20 protein-coding genes are annotated in these 17,270 nt (G+C 38.7%); 4 read left to right on the forward strand and 16 right to left on the reverse strand.

The features are described from left to right. Positions 1–20: 20 nt before the first annotated feature. From IGJ14_RS09175 to rpsP, 7 genes are all read right to left on the reverse strand, one after another. Entirely contained in the window at positions 21–1,031 is a 1,011-nt protein-coding gene (locus tag IGJ14_RS09175) for an acyltransferase family protein (RefSeq protein WP_195273226.1), read from the reverse strand. Positions 1,032–1,405: 374 nt separating this feature from the next. Beyond that, a complete protein-coding gene (gene rplS / locus IGJ14_RS09180; protein ID WP_002286913.1) occupies positions 1,406–1,753 on the reverse strand; it encodes a 50S ribosomal protein L19 in 348 nt (115 codons plus the stop codon). Between the two features lie 145 nt (positions 1,754–1,898). Continuing rightward, complete coding sequence (gene trmD / locus IGJ14_RS09185; protein ID WP_181055211.1) at positions 1,899–2,636, reverse strand: tRNA (guanosine(37)-N1)-methyltransferase TrmD; 738 nt, start codon at positions 2,634–2,636, stop codon at positions 1,899–1,901. Next, positions 2,626–3,150, reverse strand: a complete 525-nt coding sequence (rimM, locus tag IGJ14_RS09190; protein ID WP_010735009.1) for a ribosome maturation factor RimM — start codon at positions 3,148–3,150, stop codon at positions 2,626–2,628. The genes trmD and rimM overlap by 11 nt, the downstream gene beginning before the upstream one ends. Before the next feature lie 125 nt (positions 3,151–3,275). Further along, positions 3,276–4,091, reverse strand: a complete 816-nt coding sequence (locus tag IGJ14_RS09195; RefSeq protein WP_104776377.1) for a hypothetical protein — start codon at positions 4,089–4,091, stop codon at positions 3,276–3,278. A gap of 104 nt (positions 4,092–4,195) precedes the next feature. Then, the gene (locus IGJ14_RS09200) at positions 4,196–4,444 is read right to left on the reverse strand and encodes a KH domain-containing protein (protein WP_010735007.1); all 249 of its coding nucleotides are present in this window, start codon (positions 4,442–4,444) and stop codon (positions 4,196–4,198) included. A gap of 11 nt (positions 4,445–4,455) precedes the next feature. Next, the gene (gene rpsP / locus IGJ14_RS09205) at positions 4,456–4,731 is read right to left on the reverse strand and encodes a 30S ribosomal protein S16 (protein WP_010735006.1); all 276 of its coding nucleotides are present in this window, start codon (positions 4,729–4,731) and stop codon (positions 4,456–4,458) included. Positions 4,732–5,049: 318 nt separating this feature from the next. Here rpsP and IGJ14_RS09210 point away from each other — a divergent pair, with 318 nt between their 5' ends. Then, entirely contained in the window at positions 5,050–5,604 is a 555-nt protein-coding gene (locus IGJ14_RS09210) for an NADPH-dependent FMN reductase (protein WP_104776378.1), read from the forward strand. Positions 5,605–5,669: 65 nt separating this feature from the next. Here IGJ14_RS09210 and IGJ14_RS09215 read toward each other — a convergent pair whose 3' ends face one another. The 5 genes from IGJ14_RS09215 to IGJ14_RS09235 all read right to left on the reverse strand — a co-directional run bounded on the left by IGJ14_RS09215 (position 5,670) and on the right by IGJ14_RS09235 (position 9,118). Then, complete coding sequence (locus tag IGJ14_RS09215; RefSeq protein WP_104776379.1) at positions 5,670–6,203, reverse strand: dihydrofolate reductase family protein; 534 nt, start codon at positions 6,201–6,203, stop codon at positions 5,670–5,672. 14 nt (positions 6,204–6,217) lie between these two features. After that, the gene (locus IGJ14_RS09220; RefSeq protein WP_104776380.1) at positions 6,218–6,781 is read right to left on the reverse strand and encodes a DNA-3-methyladenine glycosylase I; all 564 of its coding nucleotides are present in this window, start codon (positions 6,779–6,781) and stop codon (positions 6,218–6,220) included. 96 nt (positions 6,782–6,877) lie between these two features. Further along, a complete protein-coding gene (gene ffh / locus IGJ14_RS09225) occupies positions 6,878–8,296 on the reverse strand; it encodes a signal recognition particle protein (protein WP_010735002.1) in 1,419 nt (472 codons plus the stop codon). 20 nt (positions 8,297–8,316) lie between these two features. Next, positions 8,317–8,655 carry a putative DNA-binding protein gene (locus tag IGJ14_RS09230; RefSeq protein WP_010735001.1) on the reverse strand — a complete coding sequence of 113 codons (339 nt, stop codon included), beginning with the start codon at positions 8,653–8,655 and terminating at the stop codon, positions 8,317–8,319. After that, positions 8,645–9,118, reverse strand: a complete 474-nt coding sequence (locus IGJ14_RS09235) for a DUF523 domain-containing protein (RefSeq protein ID WP_010735000.1) — start codon at positions 9,116–9,118, stop codon at positions 8,645–8,647. The genes IGJ14_RS09230 and IGJ14_RS09235 overlap by 11 nt, the downstream gene beginning before the upstream one ends. A 127-nt stretch (positions 9,119–9,245) precedes the next feature. Here IGJ14_RS09235 and IGJ14_RS09240 point away from each other — a divergent pair, with 127 nt between their 5' ends. After that, on the forward strand, positions 9,246–9,950 hold the full coding sequence (locus tag IGJ14_RS09240) for a response regulator transcription factor (protein ID WP_010734999.1): 705 nt from the start codon (positions 9,246–9,248) through the stop codon (positions 9,948–9,950). Next, positions 9,947–11,689, forward strand: coding sequence for a sensor histidine kinase (locus IGJ14_RS09245; protein WP_023519976.1), 1,743 nt, complete (start codon positions 9,947–9,949; stop codon positions 11,687–11,689). The genes IGJ14_RS09240 and IGJ14_RS09245 overlap by 4 nt, the downstream gene beginning before the upstream one ends. 100 nt (positions 11,690–11,789) lie before the next feature. On the opposite strand, the gene IGJ14_RS09250 is transcribed toward IGJ14_RS09245, so the two are convergent. From IGJ14_RS09250 to IGJ14_RS09260, 3 genes are all read right to left on the reverse strand, one after another. After that, a complete protein-coding gene (locus IGJ14_RS09250; RefSeq protein ID WP_195273229.1) occupies positions 11,790–14,243 on the reverse strand; it encodes a cation-translocating P-type ATPase in 2,454 nt (817 codons plus the stop codon). A 224-nt stretch (positions 14,244–14,467) separates the two neighbouring features. Continuing rightward, positions 14,468–15,352 (reverse strand): phosphate ABC transporter substrate-binding protein PstS family protein, encoded by an 885-nt coding sequence (locus tag IGJ14_RS09255; RefSeq protein ID WP_104776382.1) that lies wholly within the window; start codon positions 15,350–15,352, stop codon positions 14,468–14,470. 141 nt (positions 15,353–15,493) lie between these two features. After that, positions 15,494–15,964: a hypothetical protein gene (locus IGJ14_RS09260; protein ID WP_010734995.1), complete on the reverse strand. Its 471-nt coding sequence runs from the start codon at positions 15,962–15,964 to the stop codon at positions 15,494–15,496. Between the two features lie 199 nt (positions 15,965–16,163). Here IGJ14_RS09260 and IGJ14_RS09265 point away from each other — a divergent pair, with 199 nt between their 5' ends. Beyond that, entirely contained in the window at positions 16,164–16,529 is a 366-nt protein-coding gene (locus IGJ14_RS09265) for a hypothetical protein (RefSeq protein WP_229053892.1), read from the forward strand. A gap of 145 nt (positions 16,530–16,674) precedes the next feature. Here IGJ14_RS09265 and IGJ14_RS09270 read toward each other — a convergent pair whose 3' ends face one another. After that, entirely contained in the window at positions 16,675–17,256 is a 582-nt protein-coding gene (locus tag IGJ14_RS09270; RefSeq protein ID WP_010734993.1) for a hypothetical protein, read from the reverse strand. Between the last annotated feature and the right edge of the window lie 14 nt (positions 17,257–17,270).

Consider the following 17,270-nt stretch of genomic DNA (forward strand, 5'->3'; position numbering starts at 1 on the left):
GGATCAAAATCCGCCTGCATCTACTTTATTTTGGCAAGTCTTACTCTTGACACTGTTTTTCTTACCATGCCAAAACCCCAAACAATAATGAGTGGAATTACCACTCCCACCATCACACGAAATAAGCCATTAACGACAGTAATTTCGTTATGCCAGAAATTAAAAATTTGAATAGGTATCATATGTAGCAAAAAAACACTTTGACTATAGGGTTTTAACCTTTCAAATCCGCTTATCTTGTTTTTCGTAATAACTAATAATCCAAACAAACACACCGTAAATGGAATAGTGAAGTACATAAAATTCTTATCAATTCCTTGATTTTGATATACAATCATTCCCTCAAAAACTCCAACAAGACTAGCTAAGATCAATCCATAGAAAAGTGACTTGGAGTATTTTTTTAATTTATACTTATTATCTGCCAGAACAAACCCTATGAGAACAAATATCGGACTAAAGAATAAACCATTCCTTGTAGTCGCAAACACACTGAAATATTTTTCCACGCCTGAAACGAGCAACGGATTAGAAAAAAATGCTGAATATGTTTCAATAGAGCCAATCGAAAAGAGCAGGAAACAAATCAGCAACATCCATCTATAACCTAGTTTTTGAAGCATGTATCTCACAATAACTATCGAGAAGATTAAAGCAGGAAAATACCACAAATGATAGAAGCTTCCACTGTATAAGAAAGAGACAATAATTGCTATTGGTAGTAATCCTAAATGAACATGGACTGTCTGTTGTACCAACTGAATACCAAAAGGTATGTAAAGCATAAAAGTCGCTGCATAGAGATATACTATCTTTCTCAGCCACTTAAGCGAATGCCCTTCTCTTTTGCTGTTCAATCGAAAGAAGTACGCATTATTGATGAAGAAAAACGGGACAGCGATTCGACAAATTATGCTTTTAACTATAAAATGCAATGTCGGATCACTAACAATCGTTCCAGAGTGGACAACGACAACACAAACCGTTGCAATAAATTGTGCAATATATAGGTTCTGATTTTTGTTATTCATGGCTTCTCCTTATGATTTGGCTCTTACACTAATAATTAACTGTAAAAGTAAAAAAAACATTTAAAGATTAGCAAAATCTAATAAATATATGTAAATATCGAATGAAAGTTTTTTTAATAGTATTTTCTCATTCAGCAATTTCATTTTATATCTCAATTATATTCAACGTCTATTGAAATATTTACGCCTCCAGATTATCGCCATTTATCGTGAGCAACTGGCTTTTCTGACTAAATATAAAGAAAGGCTTCCAAACATCTTACAGTAACAAAGCATTGGAAGGGAAAAACATAAAATCAAGGTCCTCAAAAATTGAAAATAAAAAAAGAACCCTTGAAAATTCAAGGGTTCTTCCTCTGTCTGATAATGAGAAATTAACGACGGATTTCTTTGATACGAGCTGCTTTTCCGTGTAATGCACGTAGGTAGTACAATTTCGCACGACGTACTTTACCGTAACGGACAACTTCGATTTTTGCAACACGTGGTGTGTGCAATGGGAATGTACGCTCAACGCCTACACCGTTAGAAACTTTACGTACTGTATAAGTTTCGCTGATTCCAGCACCACGGCGTTTGATTACAACACCTTCAAATAACTGGATACGTTCACGAGTACCTTCGACAACTTTCGCATGAACACGTACAGTGTCACCAGGGCGGAAAGCTGGAATGTCAGAACGTAGTTGTTCTTTTGTTAATTCTTCGATTAATGGATTCATTGTTTTCTTCTCCTTATTCCAAACATTCTTATGAGTAATTTCTCACAGCGGAACATCGTAATAGTTAAGTGTTTTTACACTCACCATAGAATACTATCATATTCTATGGTGAGTGTAAAGAAAATTTTCATTTATTTGTTGCAACTCAAGCTTCTTCTTTTTTGATCTCCGCTAGCATTTTTTCCATTTGCGGTGTCATGTCTAATTTTTCTAACATGTCTGGACGTCGAAGATATGTCCGGCGTAAGGATTCTTTTAGTTGCCATTCTTCAATCAATTTATGGTTACCATTGGTCAATACTTCTGGTACCTTCATGTCTTTGAATTCTGCTGGTCTTGTATATTGAGGATGTTCCAACAAGCCAGTAGAATGCGAGTCTGTTTGGGCAGATGTTTGATTACCTAAAACATCTGGCAATAGCCGAACGGTCGCATCGATCATCACCATGGCGCCTAGCTCACCACCGGTCAATACATAATCTCCCAATGAGACTTCATCTGTTACGAGTGAACGGATGCGCTCATCATAGCCTTCATAGTGGCCACAAATAAAGATCAAATGCTCTTCTTCCGAAAATTCTTCTGCCATTTTTTGATTAAATGGTTTACCAGCTGGATCAAGCAAGATCACACGTTTCTTAGTCTCTGGATGTTTTTCTTCGATGGCTTTGATATTGTCATAGATAGGTTGGACTTTCAATAACATCCCTGCCCCACCACCATAAGGATAGTCATCGACTGTTTGGTGTTTGTTGTCCGAATACTCACGGAAATTAAAAACATTGATTTCTAACAATTCTTTTGCTACTGCTTTACCAATGATCGATTCCCCCATCGGACCTTCAAACATTCGCGGAAACAAAGTCAACACGTCAATCTTCATCATCGATCAATCCTTCTAATAATGTCACACGAACCAAGCCATTTTCAAGATCGACTTCTTGAACGACGGAATCGATATACGGGATCAGTGCATCTTTTTTCTTTGGTCGTTGGATGACCCAAACGTCATTTGCGCCTGGAGATAAAATCTCTTTGATCTTTCCTAGTTCTTTTTCGTTTTCGTCGATGACCTTCAAGCCAATGATTTCATGGTAGTAATATTCATTTTCTGTCAATTCAACTAAGTTTTCTTTTGATACACGTAAGATACCATCACGATATTTTTCAACGTCATTGATGGAAGGATGATTCTCAAAGCTGAGTAAATCAAAGTTTTTGTGTTTACGGTGACTCTTTACAGTCAATTCTACAGGAGCTTTTCCTTCTTGGAAGAGTGTCAAAACTTCACCTTTTTTGTAACGTTCTTCAGGGAAATCTGTGGTTGAGATGACACGGACTTCGCCTTTGATTCCTTGTGTATTGACAATCTTGCCAACGTTTAGATATTCAGTCAACTTTTGTCCTCATTTCTTTCATGATTCTTCTCACTCTGCTTGGTCACGATTTGCTTTTGGACTCAGAGTGTTCTATCGTTTCCTGTCTATTTTAGCATGTGGTTCTTGGCAATTCTAGTCTTCTTTTATTGTTGTTCCATGGAAACAGCCATTTTTAATGCATTCATCGTATCTTGATTCGTGATGGTATAGACAGTGGTTGGTTGTTGCCAAATGATTCGAGTATTTTGATTCGTGCCATCGGTCATATTGATTTCGATCGTTCCGACTTTTTCCGGTGCAGGTAAGCGGGCAGACTCCAAGTAAGTCACGATCTGTTTCGCCAAAGGTACAGGATCTTGTCCGTCAATATTGCTGGCACGTATTCGTAACCGCCAATTTCCTTCTTGCCATTCAAGAATCGAAGAACCAGCAGCACCTTGTTGATAACCGACAATGTTATAACCGAGATCGACTTGTCTTCCTCCAGTATCGACCGTAAATGGCTGAATCGTGTTCAGTGTTTCTTGGGAAGATGCAAAGTCATCTTGATAAAGGTAAGAAGCGATTGGTTCTGCTTGGTTCAATGAGGCGTCGTTTAGTGGTAGCGCTTGTTCTGATTGATAGTATAAGACAGAAAAGCCTTGTTTTGTCATCGTTGCTGCGATGTTCAAGTTAGATGACCCAACTGGGATCTCTTTGGGCATCGGTGTGTCTGGATACTCTTTTTGCAATTGCTCAAAGGCAGTTTGCGTCGAATTTTCTTGCGTACTCGTACTTGTTTCAGCTGATGAGACTGTCTCATTGCTACTTACGGAAGATGACCCTATCTCTTCTTTTGAAGTACTTGTTTCTGTCGTACGAACTGTTTCATTTGTCGTTTCTTGACTCGTTTCACTTGGTGATTGACAGGCACCGAGTAAAGCGACTGCGAATAAGCTGATCAACCCTATTTTTTTCATTCGAAACACTCCTCTCTTACTATTAAGGATACGCTTTGTACCTGTTTTTGCCAAATATGATCTCTAAAGAACACAAAAAAACTGTTTCGCGAAAACGAAACAGTTTATTCTTTATTGTCGATGATATTCAAACGCACTTTTTTCGGTGCATTGATTCGTACTCCGTAAACGATCGTGCGGATTGCTTTCGCAACGCGTCCTTGTTTACCGATGATACGACCGATATCTTCGGGAGCCACAGTTAGATTGTATTCGTAAAAATCTTCCGACTCAACGACTTCTAGCTGGACTTGATCAGGATAAGTAACTAACGGACGAACGATTGTTAAGACTAAGTCGCTTAAATCTTTCATATCCGGTCACCTTATTTCTTTGAGAATTTAGCTTCATGATGTTTTTTCATAACGCCTTCTTTTGAAAGGATGTTACGTACTGTATCTGAAGGTTGTGCACCTTTTGATAACCAGTCAAGTACTAAATCTTCTTTTAAAACTACTTCTGCAGGGTCTTTCAAAGGGTTGTAAGTACCTACAGTTTCGATGAAACGTCCATCACGAGGAGAACGTGAATCAGCTACGACGATACGGTAAAAAGGACTCTTTTTAGAACCCATACGTTTTAAACGGATTTTAACTGCCATTATATATTTCCACCTCCATTGTTTTATTCACAAGATGTAGTGTACCAGTTTTTTTTTACCCTGTAAAGCTTTTTTTCTTTACAGTCTGATTTTTTTCTATTTTTATTCTTTCTCTAAGTAGTTAGTGTCCTTTTCTACGGATTTCTTCTTACTTTTTTTGCATCATCAAGGTTGAACATAGGAAGCTTGTAAATCCCCTATCCATAAGCATTTCCTGTGTTTTCGATCACACATTAAAATAACCCAAGTGTTTTTATTTGCTCAGTTTACTTATTTTTTGTAAGATAAATATAGAAAGATTGAAGGAGGAATTGTTTTATGACAAAAAAAATTGGTTTTTTCATCGGAAGTTTAAGAAAAGATTCATACAATAAGAAAGTTGCAGAAACTTTTGCGGACTTATTACCGGAAGGATACGAGCCTGTATTTATAAAAATCGATGACCTTCCTTTTTATAACGAAGACATTGAAACACCTGAGCAAACACCTGCAGAATGGACACGTTTCCGTGAAGAGGTCAAAGACCTAGACGGCGTGATATTTGTTACTCCTGAATATAATCGTTCAGTACCAGCTGTATTGAAAAATGCCTTGGATGTTGGTTCACGTCCTTATGGTCAAAGTGTTTGGGATAAAAAACCTGGTTTAGTGGTCACTGCTTCTCCTGGTGGAGTTGGTGGTTTTGGCGCAAATCATCACTTACGTCAATCATTAGTCTTTTTAAATGTCCCAACATTACAACAACCAGAAGCGTATATCGGAAATATCACTAACTTACTTGATGAAGATGGCAACATTATCCAAGGAACCGTTGATTTCTTCCAAACGATTTTAGATGCGTATCTAGATTTCGCTGGAAAATTGAACGCTTGATGTCTTGCTAATTTTACAAAAAACCACGAAACAGCATGTTGTTTCGTGGTTTTTTGTATGACCTACTATTCTTTGTGCTCTTCTTTATGATAGTGTAGCTCAATAAACTCCCCAAAGCGTTTCGTGTCCACCAATTGATACCGCTGTACATAATCCCCTTCTTGAAAAAGACGAATCCCATTCCCAAGTAAAACCGGCGCAATTTGAATGTACCATTCATCGATCAGTTGCTGTTCAATGATTGGTTTGAGCAAACTGCCCCCACCAACTACCCAGATCCTTTGTTCACTTGATTCCTTCAACCCCTTGAGAAAGCTTACGGGATCTTCGTGAACGACCCTAGCATCCTCCAACTTCAATTTTTTGTCTGTTGAAAAGACATAATTGGTTTTTTCTGGATAGATCTTGGCTGTATCTAAATATTTTTTGGCTTCTTGGTACGTTTTTCTGCCCATGATCGTTGTATCGATGGTTTGATAAAACGCATCATAGGTTGTTTTTTCCCCAGTAGGCGTATCGAAGAGCCATTGTAAGTCATCATTAGTTGTTGCTAGATAGCCATCCATACTGATTGCTCCGTAAAAAATGATCTTAGACATATTATCCTTCTCCTTTAGCGTTTGACTTCTTGGTGGCGAAAACAAGTGATCAGGTGATCGTTGATGATCCCTACCGCTTCTAAAAAGGCATAAATGGTCGTACTTCCAATAAATTTGAAGCCGCGTTTTTTCAAGTCCTTTGAGATACGATCAGAGAGTTCACTAGTAGTTGGCACTTCACTTTGGTCTTGGTAGTTTCCGGTTACCACTTTGCCATCCACAAAAGACCAGAGATAATCCGAAAAACTGAGTCCAGTGGCTTGCATTGCCAAAACAGCTTGTGCGTTCGTTATTGCCGCTTCGATTTTTCGACGATTGCGAATGATCCCCTTGTTGTTCATCAATTCTTCGATTTTTTCTTCATCATACTTGGCAATTTTTTCGAGTTCAAACTGGTCATAAGCTTCATCAAAAGCTTGGCTCTTGTTCAAGATCGTTTGCCAGCTAAGACCTGCTTGATTGATATCAAGCATTAATTTACGGTACAGTCGTTGATCTTCATATTCAGGTCCCCCCCAAATCGTATCATGGTACTCACGCATCATTTCAGTTGATTCACTCCATGGACAGCGTTTCATCGACTCACTCCTTTTAGGATTTTCAAACAATGTATGAAAAAACTCCGAAGACAAAATTAAATACGTCTTCGAAGCTTTTTTGCACTTGATTACTGTTTATTTCTTTTTCTTCTTTTTCTTTTTGTTTTTCTTCATCATGCGATTCATCGCCATTTTTCCTAGCTTCCCTTTGACGCCAGTACCGAACATTTGGTCCATGCCAGGAATATTCATGTCCCCTTTAGACATTTGTTGCATCATCTTACGGGATTCTTTGAATTGTTTGATCATACGATTGACTTCCACTACGCTGTTCCCTGAACCAGCAGCAATTCTGCGTCGACGGCTAGGATTCAATAGGTCTGGATTTTCACGTTCTGCAGGTGTCATCGAATATACCATTGCTTTTTTACGCTCAACATCTTTCGGATCAACTTTGATATTTTCGATTCCTGGCATTTGATTCATCCCTGGGATCATTTTTAATAAGTCTTCGATTGGGCCCATACCCATGACTTGATCCAATTGCTCAATGAAATCATTGAAGTCAAATGAGTTTTCACGCATTTTTTGCGCAAGCTCTTCTGCTTTTTTCTCATCATAGTCTTGTTGCGCTTTTTCGATCAGCGTCAACATATCCCCCATACCAAGGATACGACTTGCCATACGATCTGGATGGAAGACTTCTAAGTCAGTCAGCTTTTCACCAGAACCGATGAACTTGATCGGTGCACCGGTCACTGAACGAATCGATAGCGCCGCTCCCCCACGTGTGTCTCCATCTAATTTTGTGATGACGACCCCGGTGATCCCTAATTGTTGATTGAAGCTATCCGCAACGTTGACGGCGTCTTGACCAGTCATCGCATCAACAACGAGTAAGATTTCGTTAGGTTGTGTCAAGTCTTTGATTTGTTTTAATTCATCCATCAATGTTTCATCAATGTGTAAACGACCGGCTGTATCGATCAATACGTAATCATTTTTCTTTTCTTTTGCGAGTTCCATCCCTTGACGAACGATTTCTACAGGACTCACATCTGTTCCCATATCAAAAACCGGAACATCCAATTGCTGTCCTAAAACTTTTAACTGGTCGATGGCAGCAGGACGGTACACGTCACCTGCAATCAACAAGGGACGAGCATTTTCATTTTTCTTTAAATAATTCGCTAATTTACCAGTAAACGTTGTTTTACCTGCCCCTTGCAACCCAGCCATCATGATGACAGTCGGGATTTTAGGAGATTTAGTCAATTCAACTGTTTCAGAACCCAGAGTGATCGTTAACTCTTCATCCACGATCTTTACGATTTGTTGTGCTGGAGAAAGACTATCAAGTACTTCTGCTCCAACTGCACGTTCGCGCACACGTTTCGTAAAATCTTTGACTACTTGTAAGTTGACATCGGCTTCTAATAGCGCAAGACGGATCTCGCGCATCATTTCCTTGACGTCAGCTTCAGAGACTTTTCCTTTTTTTCGTAACTTTGACATCGCCTGTTGTAGGCGTTCAGTTAAGCTTTCAAATGCCATATTTTATTCATTCCTTTTTGTTATTCTTCGATTTCTTGAATTTTTTTGATGTATCCTTGTAGCGTTTGATCTTCAGGATACTGTTCATTGATATAGTTCGTCAATTCTGTCAACAACTGTTCACGAACGACATAGTCAGAAAAAAGGTGGAGTTTTTTTTCGTAATTCTCCAAGATCTTGCTCGTTCGTTTGATATTATCATAAACTGCTTGGCGACTGACTTCATATTCTTCAGCGATTTCTCCAAGTGAGAAATCATCTGCATAATATAATTCCATATAATTCATTTGTTTCTCAGTCAACAGTGTCGAATAAAATTCAAAAAGAGCATTCATCCGATTGGTTTTCTCAATTTCCATTCAACTCACCTCGTTGATCCATCCACTCTTCTTCTGAGCAGACACTGATTTTTTGTTGGAGAAAATAGGCGGTAGCTACGCCAATGCCTTCTTTCAGACTACCAGTGAAACTACCATCATAGATAGTTGATGAGCCGCAGGAAGGACTATTTGCTTTTAAGATCAACGTTGAGATCTGCTTTTCCTTTAGCACTTGATAAGCATTGATCGCACCTTTTTTATAGGCTTCTGTGACATCTTTTCCAGAGATCGTCATGACCTTAGCCTGATGATCCCAGACATCAAACCCATCACCACCAACGATTTCTGCTGGTTCTCTTGGGATGGGCAAACCTCCTGCTACTTCTGGACAGATCACGATTGCTTGACCTTCTGTCACGAGTTTTTTTAAGGCAGGGATTGTTTGTTCCCGGCCATCATAGCGACATGACACGCCACCTAAACAAGCACTGATACCGATCATCGGACATTTTCTCCTTTAGCTGAGCAAATTGCTTTTATATTATACCATTTATTTAGCTGGTTAAATAGTCCTTGCCCCCGATTCTGTGCTAAAATAAAGGAGATGAAATTTATCAAAAGGAGAATTTATGAAAAAAGTACTAGTTGTTGATGACGAACCCTCAATTGTAACATTACTGACATTCAATCTTGAAAAAGAAGGATATAAAGTAACCAGTGCTGCAGATGGTCAAGAAGGTCTTGATCTTGCATTGGAACATTCATATGATTTCATTATTTTAGACGTGATGCTTCCTTCGATCGACGGAATCGCGATCACACAAAAACTCCGTCAAGAAAAAAATGACACACCTATATTGATCCTAACAGCTAAAGATGATCAAGTCGATCGAATCATTGGACTGGAGATCGGTGCGGATGATTATTTGACGAAACCCTTCAGCCCTCGGGAAGTCCTTGCACGGATGAAAGCCATCTTTCGTCGGATCGAACCCCGTAAAACTCAATCTGATGAGGCAGAACCAGAATACTTATCCATTGGACAAATCAAAGCTGACTTGACGAATTATCAAGTGACGATCGAGGACCAACCGATCGAACTTACGCCGAAAGAATTTGAGTTGCTTGTTTATTTCATGAAACGCAAAGATCGAGTGATCGACCGAGATACACTGTTGGATCGTATCTGGAATTTTGATTTTTCTGGACAAAGTCGTATTGTTGATGTCCACGTCAGTCATTTACGTGAAAAAATCGAGCGTGATCCGAAACATCCTAAATATTTACTGACTGTTCGGGGCTTTGGTTATAAATTCCAGGAACCAAAACGATGAAAAAACAATGGAAAAAATTCTCCGAGCGCTTATTTTTCCTCGTCTTGTTGCTTGGCTTATTTTTTGGCGGATGGCAGATCATCTCCCATTATTTCCAACAACAGATCATTGAACAGCAAGAAAGTTATTTGACTAAAAAAGCGCAGTTATTGGCTCGTCAACTAGATGTTGAGAATCCTGCTTCTGCTAGTAATAAAGCAGTTCTGGATGAATTTGTCCATCAATCCAATGAACGAGTGACGTTGATCGATCAAACTGGCACGATCATTTATGACACGGAAGAATCTTCTCTGCATGAACAAAGAAAAACACGTCCGGAAATCAAAGCGATCTTAGAAGGCAGTACGCTTGGCACTTCACTTCGTAAGAGTACGACATTGAACGAAGAATTACTTTATGTCGCCTTGCCTATCAAAGTCAATGGGAAATTAGTAGCGATCATTCGCATCGCTGAACCTACAAGTGGCTTTCTTCCTCGCACGGAAAGTTTTCGCCGTTGGGTATTTGGTTTCTTCTTAGTTTTCTTTCTTTTATTGACATTTATGATTTACTATCTGATTTACCAACGGAACCAACCACTCAAAACAGTGATTCCTGTTTTGAAAAAGATGGTCAAGAACCCGGAACAAACGGAGATCATTATGCAGACTTCTGATCAATGGGAAGAATTATACCAGACGATCAATGGCTTGAGTGAACAGATGACCAAAATGTATCGCGCCTATACGACGACGGAAGAGCAATTATACAGCTTGTTGAATGAATTGATGATCGGTGTCTTTCTGATTGACTCCAATGCGACACTGCGTCTGCTTAATCCAAAAATGCAAGTCCATCTAGGTGTGAAAGATTATCAAGAAAATCAACATTACACAGAAGTGATCCGCGAACCAAAATTGATCCAATTGATCCATCAAGTTTCTCCGACTGAACCGATCGTTCATCAAGAAGTCACGATTGCTGACGGTACGCAAACTCTTGATATCAGCTTGCGTTATTTCAATAGTTCAGAGGATACTGGCCAAATTTTAGGTGTTGCTTATGATCTGACAAAAGTCAGACATTTAGAAAAAATGCAAAAAGATTTTGTCGGCAATGTCTCACATGAATTAAAAACACCTGTCACTTCTTTGATCGGGTTTACTGAGACTTTACTGGACGGTGCAAAAGAAGACCCCGACACACTGACTGAATTTCTATTGATCATGCAAAAAGATGCGATTCGTTTAGATAAGCTGATCCGAGAAATTATTCAATTATCAAAAGACGAAGAGAGTTTACATGAAACCCAAACGATCTATATGGAGCCTTATTTCCAACAAGTGATCCAAAGCTATCAACCAATGATCCGGAAAAAACAGTTGACGATCAAATTGATTGGAGAAAATACTGCCTTTACGACACATCCTGATTTGCTTTACCCGATCATCAAAAACTTATTTGAAAATGCGATCCAATATTCAAAAGAAGAAAGTGAGATCATCATTCGCTACGAAAGCCACGATCAACTGATTTTCTCTGTACAAGATTTTGGTATTGGTATCGATCGCGAAGATCAAGAACGCATCTTTGAACGTTTTTATCGTGTAGATAAAGCGCGTAGTCGCCATTCAGGTGGTACAGGATTAGGATTGTCGATCGTGAAAGAATACGTGAATTTACTTCATGGAACGGTGGAAATCGAGAGTCACCCTGGTATCGGCTCTACCTTTATTGTGAAGATCCCTAAAATCAATTAATCGTGAACCTGATAGGTATAAATGAAAGAAGCGTCAACCTCCAAGAACATTTCTGTTTTAGGAGGTTGACGCTATCTCATTGTACCCAATAATTCTTCGCTCATTTCTTGAAAAATGGAAATACTTTTCTCCAACGTTTTTTCGTACGTGTCGTATCGATCTTATCTAAATGCAAATATTTTTCCACGAAAAAAGTCAACTGACGAAAGATGGATTCTGCTGCGAAAAAGAGCATGACCACCATTAAGATAGACACTGGCGAAATGGCTGATATTGAAAATAGTTTATGCAAGAAGACAACAGAAAAGACGATTCCACTTGCACAAAATAGCATGATCCGTGTTCGAAATTGATTCAATGGTTGACAGATTTTATAAAGGACTAAAAAGCCAACAACGATCAGCAACATGGTAGAGGCTGTCGACGTATCGGTTTTGTTCAGATTTAAAATTGAACCACCCACGACTAAAGCGCCTACCACCATCATATCGGTCAGACCACCCGGAATGGCTTTTTCCAAGACGTTCTCAATGAATCGGCCTTTGATTCGGTTTTCATTTTCTTCCAATGCTAATAAAAAGGAAGGTAACCCGATCGTGAATAAACTGATCAATGTGATTTGTGAAGGTTCTAATGGATAAGTGAATGCAAAAAGAACAGAAAAAACAGACAATAAGAATGAAAAAATATTTTTTACTAAGAAAAGACTGGCAGAACGTTCGATATTGTTTACGACACGCCGTCCTTCGCCAACGATCTCTGGCATTTTAGAAAAATCTGATTCTAATAAGACCACTTGTGCGGCCTGCATCGTCGCTTCATTTCCTGATGCCATCGCAATGCTACAATCGGCTTCTTTCATCGCCAAGATATCATTTACCCCATCCCCAGTCATCGCCACTGTATGCTTCTCTTTTAGTAAACGAACAAATTCCTTTTTTTGTTCTGGTTTGACACGGCCAAAGACGGTATATTTTTCCATGGCTTCTGGAAATTCTTCTTCCCTTAACGAGGAGACATCCACATATTGCTCCGCGTTTGAAATACCCGCTTGTGTGGCAACATGAGAAACTGTCGCTGGGTTATCACCAGAAATCACTTTGATAGCCACATCTTGCTTCTTAAAGTAATTAAACGTCGCTTTCGCTTCTTGACGGATCGGATTGGCAATCAATAAATAACCTAACGGGATAACGGCTTCTTCCAAGTCTTCTTGTGACAATACCCCTTGGTATTCACCGAAAACTAATACCCGATAGCCTTGATCCGTATACGCGCTAAATTCAGAAGCATAACTCGTGAACGCTTCACGTAAGACCATCTCTGGTGCTCCAAGGACATACGTTTTATCTGTAAATGTCACGCTGCTATATTTTCTCACAGAAGAAAAGGGTAAACTTGCTGTTGCCTCCCTGTCAGAATGCTTCGTGAAGTAATTTTTGATTGCTTGCATCGTTTCATTGTCAGCTTCGATTGCCTGTGCGTAGTCACCAAGTAATTCATCCAACTGATCTGCTGTTTGTTTTGCTAAAGGATTTTCAGGAATCAGCACACGTTGAACGTCCATTGCATTTTCAGTGATTGTTCCTGTTTTATCAACACATAATACATCCACTCGTGCTAACGTTTCGATACTTTTCATGTCATGAAGCAACACTTGTTGTTTCGCTAAGCGTGTCGCACTCATTGCTAGAGCAATCGTCGTGAGTAGGTACAGTCCTTCAGGAATCATACCGATCAACGCAGCTTCCATCGAAACAATGCTCTCTCTCAATGTATTGCCATTGTAAAAATAGCTTTGAGAAAATAAGGTCAATCCAATGGGGATAATGATGATCCCTACCCACTTGATGATCCTATCTAACGAAGCAATCATCTCTGATTGTTCTCCAGTACCCATTTCTTTTGCCTGCATCGTTAATTTGGCAATATAAGATTCATTGCCGACTCGTGTCAACTGAACCTTCGCTTTACCCGCGACGATGAAGCTTCCCGACATTAGTTCGTCGCCGATTTCCTTATTTATCTCATCCGCTTCACCAGTCAATAGCGCTTCATTCACTTGTAGATTGCCGTCTATGATCTTTCCATCTGCTGGGATCTGGTCTCCTGTTTTTAGAATGACGAGATCATCTAGCACTAACTCTTCGATAGTTATCTTCTGTTCTTGACCATTCCGTAATACTTTGACCGTTGCGGCGTGTAACATGCTCAACTGATCCAAGATTTTCTTGGAATGGATCTCTTGATAGATTGCAATGCCCGTATTTGCCAATATGACAGGTAAAAAAGTCAAATTTTTATAGGAATTGACGACACATAATAGAATCGCTAAGACTAAAAAAATCAGATTGAAATAAGTAAAGACATTCTCCATCACGATTTGCTTGTTCGTTTTAAATGTAGGACTCGTTGCTTGATTGACAGCGCCAACACGGATTCTTTCTTGTACCTGTGTGTCTGTCAGCCCTTCATTTTTGTTAGGATCAATGCGTTCTAATTGTGCCAACATTTGCTGCATCTGTTTTTCTCGCTGTTTTTCTTTTCTTCTCATAACTAATCCCTCAACTTTTTTTCTACTCTTTAACCATACGTCATTTCGTCCAATAAATCCTCAGATATAACTGATATTCTTCTTTCAAAACTGTCATATGGAAAAAAACGAAAACGTAGAGTGAGCAATAAACTAAAAAAGCTTAGATCCTCAACGAGGAACTAAGCTTAATGATCAATGGTAGTCGTTATGAATAAACATGTGATTGAAAGATGTATTCAATCTTATGATAAGTTACCTTCTGCGTCACGTTCAACTTTCATCATGCTGATCGGTAGGTAGCCTAAATCTTGTACTGGTCCTTCTTGTACGGCATCAGTCATCATGAAGTCTAAGAACTTCTTCACTTCTGGTTCAGGTTCGCCATTTGTATACATATGCTCATAAGACCAAATTTCCCAGCTGTTGTCTGAGACATTTTCAGGAGTTGGTTCTACACCGTTGATTTTCAACGCTTGAGTAGAATCATCTAAATATGAGAAAGCTAAATAGCTGATCGCACCTGGTGTTTGAGAAACGATTTGACGAACTGTTCCTGATGAATCTTGTTCTTGAGATTGTATTGGTACAGCGCCATCTAATGCCCAGTATTCAAAGGTTGCACGAGTGCCGCTTCCGTTTGCACGGTTGATGACGTTGATTTCTTGATCTGCTCCGCCTAATTCACTCCAGTTAGTGATCTTGCCAGTGAAGATGTCGATCAATTGTTCTTTTGTAATATCATCAACGCCTGTATCTTTATTTACGATTGGTGCCATTCCAACAACTGCTACACGATGGTCTACCAATTTACTTGCATCGATTCCATCTCTTTGTTCTGCAAATACATCAGAGTTTCCGATTGTTACAGCACCTGATGCTACTTGACTAAGACCTGTTCCACTTCCGCCACCTTGAACAGAAATCTGATAGTTGGGGTTATCTTGTGTAAACATTTCTTGTGCAGCATCAACTAAAGGTTGCAAAGCGGTTGAACCGACCGCTACGATTTTTACTTGATCATCTGAACTAGCCGAGTTGCTGGCTGATCCATCCGTACTTCCTGAACCAGAACCACATCCAGCTAAGATAAAACCTAATACTCCTAAAGAAAATAAAACTTTTTTCATTTATATGCCCCTTTCTTAGTTACAAATTGATTGTATCAGGGTACTGTAAATCCTAGATATTGAATATGTAAAGTTATTGTTAAGTTGTGTAAATATATCGTAAAACAAAAAAACGTCCGAAAATGGACGTCCTACAAAAAGCTATATCTTTTCTATAAGTAAAGATTGTTCACGGATCTCTGTATAATAGAATAGGCCGACTGCTAACGCAAAGGAAGCAATCGCTACATAAAAACAAGGTTTGATGGTCAAAAAATACATCGCAGAATAGCTTGTATCTTTTAGTCCACTTTCACTTAATCCATTCGGACCGATGATGATCCTCGGTAATATCGAGAAATAAGATGTAAAGACCAGCATAGAAGAAAACTGGATCAAATGCCAATTATACTTTTTTATAAATGTTTTTGAAACGATCAAATTCACACTGATCAAAAAATAAAAAAGGGTCAATGTCGGAAAATTTTTGGAAATAATAAAGCCACTTCCATTGATGATGCCAAGAATCTCGGCACCTTGTACCACTGCATTCACCCATGTAAAAGGCAAAAGAAAAATTGGGAAAAACCAAAGAAACAAATACAATTGTTCTAGTTTTATTCTCTTTTTCATACAAAACCTCCCAAAAGACACTCCATCTATCATACTATATTCTATTTCTCTAAAAAAACTGAGGGGAAAGACTAGTTTTTTAAGAATAAAGCAATGAGAGTTTATTCATTTTATTCAGAATATTTCTAAAAAGAATTGATTATTCATTGTTTGATTTTACAATTAAAACAAAGGAGAACTGACTTGGAGGAATGGACCTTTGCAATTATTCTACATAAAAAAAACAATCTACTTATTGATGTGTGTGCCTTATTTTTATCTTGCTCTACTTTTTGATTATTATTATCATTCAGTCATCCTATTTATACTATTGATATTTTGGGCTTTTTTCCTTGGTTTTACGTTGAGACGAGCCAATCGTTTAGGAACATTGGTTCTTGGCAATCTTTGTTCTACGATCACCTCTTATTTATTTTTTGCTAAATGTACTGAATGGCATTTTTTATATCATCCCTTCTCTCCTGAAAAAATCATTCTACTTCTAGCTGGGGTTTACTTAATGCCACAGTTATTAGGGATCATTTGGGGAAGTATATTTGCTTATTCGCGTAAGCAAGTAAAATAAGCGTTCACTTTTTTAGATAGCAAAATAAAAGTAAAACCCCCAGAGACGGCTAGTGGTCGTTAGAGGGCTTTACTTTTATTTTTATATTCTTTTTGGCCTAGGTTCAATGTTTAGCGAAGCAATCAAGGCAACACTTCGTAGTTTTTTATATTTCATGTAAATAGATTTTTTTGATGATCAGCTTATCGAATAGTTGAGATTGACTATCTTGTTCACCGATGATCTCTGCGATCACGATTTTACCATTTGGTTTTTTCCTTAATTGGTAATTGATTTTACCCGTTTCTGTTAATTCATTGAGCATATCAACAACCCCGCCAAAACCAGTTTTCTTCGTAATGAATCCCAATGCCACCATTCGTTCATCAAGATTTTTAGCAGAGATAGATACACCTGTAACTAAATATTGTTTTAAGGCGCTAACCAATTCATCTAACGATTCAGAAGTGGATACGATGGCCGTGCGATTTTTTGTGAATGGTTCGTTTGTCCCAGTTCCATTTGTTTTTGCCTCTTCTGTTTCTGTCGCAACGAGTTGGCGAAGCGTGGCTAATTCTTGCAACAACGTCTCATATTGCTCTTGGGTCAACATCACACCAGCAACTTTTTCACGATTAAAAATATATACGCCTGTTTCAGCTTTTCTAGCTTGGTCAAACACATCCATCGGCGATCTTTTCACTTCTGTAATCGAAGATGTAGGTACTTCTAGTTTCTTTAATTCCAATGGATTTTCCTCCT

Source organism: Enterococcus sp. DIV1304_2 (assembly GCF_050555445.1).
Classification (GTDB): domain Bacteria; phylum Bacillota; class Bacilli; order Lactobacillales; family Enterococcaceae; genus Enterococcus_B; species Enterococcus_B pernyi.

Bases quoted from the DNA above. Each gene is read 5' to 3' on its own strand.
- IGJ14_RS09175 (WP_195273226.1), bottom strand. From the start codon at position 1,031: ATGAATAACAAAAATCAGAACCTATATATTGCACAATTTATTGCAACG.
- rplS (WP_002286913.1), bottom strand. From the start codon at position 1,753: ATGAATCCATTAATCGAAGAATTAACAAAAGAACAACTACGTTCTGAC.
- trmD (WP_181055211.1), bottom strand. From the start codon at position 2,636: ATGAAGATTGACGTGTTGACTTTGTTTCCGCGAATGTTTGAAGGTCCG.
- IGJ14_RS09195 (WP_104776377.1), bottom strand. From the start codon at position 4,091: ATGAAAAAAATAGGGTTGATCAGCTTATTCGCAGTCGCTTTACTCGGT.
- IGJ14_RS09200 (WP_010735007.1), bottom strand. From the start codon at position 4,444: ATGAAAGATTTAAGCGACTTAGTCTTAACAATCGTTCGTCCGTTAGTT.
- rpsP (WP_010735006.1), bottom strand. From the start codon at position 4,731: ATGGCAGTTAAAATCCGTTTAAAACGTATGGGTTCTAAAAAGAGTCCT.
- IGJ14_RS09210 (WP_104776378.1), top strand. From the start codon at position 5,050: ATGACAAAAAAAATTGGTTTTTTCATCGGAAGTTTAAGAAAAGATTCA.
- IGJ14_RS09215 (WP_104776379.1), bottom strand. From the start codon at position 6,203: ATGTCTAAGATCATTTTTTACGGAGCAATCAGTATGGATGGCTATCTA.
- IGJ14_RS09220 (WP_104776380.1), bottom strand. From the start codon at position 6,781: ATGAAACGCTGTCCATGGAGTGAATCAACTGAAATGATGCGTGAGTAC.
- ffh (WP_010735002.1), bottom strand. From the start codon at position 8,296: ATGGCATTTGAAAGCTTAACTGAACGCCTACAACAGGCGATGTCAAAG.
- IGJ14_RS09230 (WP_010735001.1), bottom strand. From the start codon at position 8,655: ATGGAAATTGAGAAAACCAATCGGATGAATGCTCTTTTTGAATTTTAT.
- IGJ14_RS09235 (WP_010735000.1), bottom strand. From the start codon at position 9,118: ATGATCGGTATCAGTGCTTGTTTAGGTGGCGTGTCATGTCGCTATGAT.
- IGJ14_RS09240 (WP_010734999.1), top strand. From the start codon at position 9,246: ATGAAAAAAGTACTAGTTGTTGATGACGAACCCTCAATTGTAACATTA.
- IGJ14_RS09245 (WP_023519976.1), top strand. From the start codon at position 9,947: ATGAAAAAACAATGGAAAAAATTCTCCGAGCGCTTATTTTTCCTCGTC.
- IGJ14_RS09250 (WP_195273229.1), bottom strand. From the start codon at position 14,243: ATGAGAAGAAAAGAAAAACAGCGAGAAAAACAGATGCAGCAAATGTTG.
- IGJ14_RS09255 (WP_104776382.1), bottom strand. From the start codon at position 15,352: ATGAAAAAAGTTTTATTTTCTTTAGGAGTATTAGGTTTTATCTTAGCT.
- IGJ14_RS09260 (WP_010734995.1), bottom strand. From the start codon at position 15,964: ATGAAAAAGAGAATAAAACTAGAACAATTGTATTTGTTTCTTTGGTTT.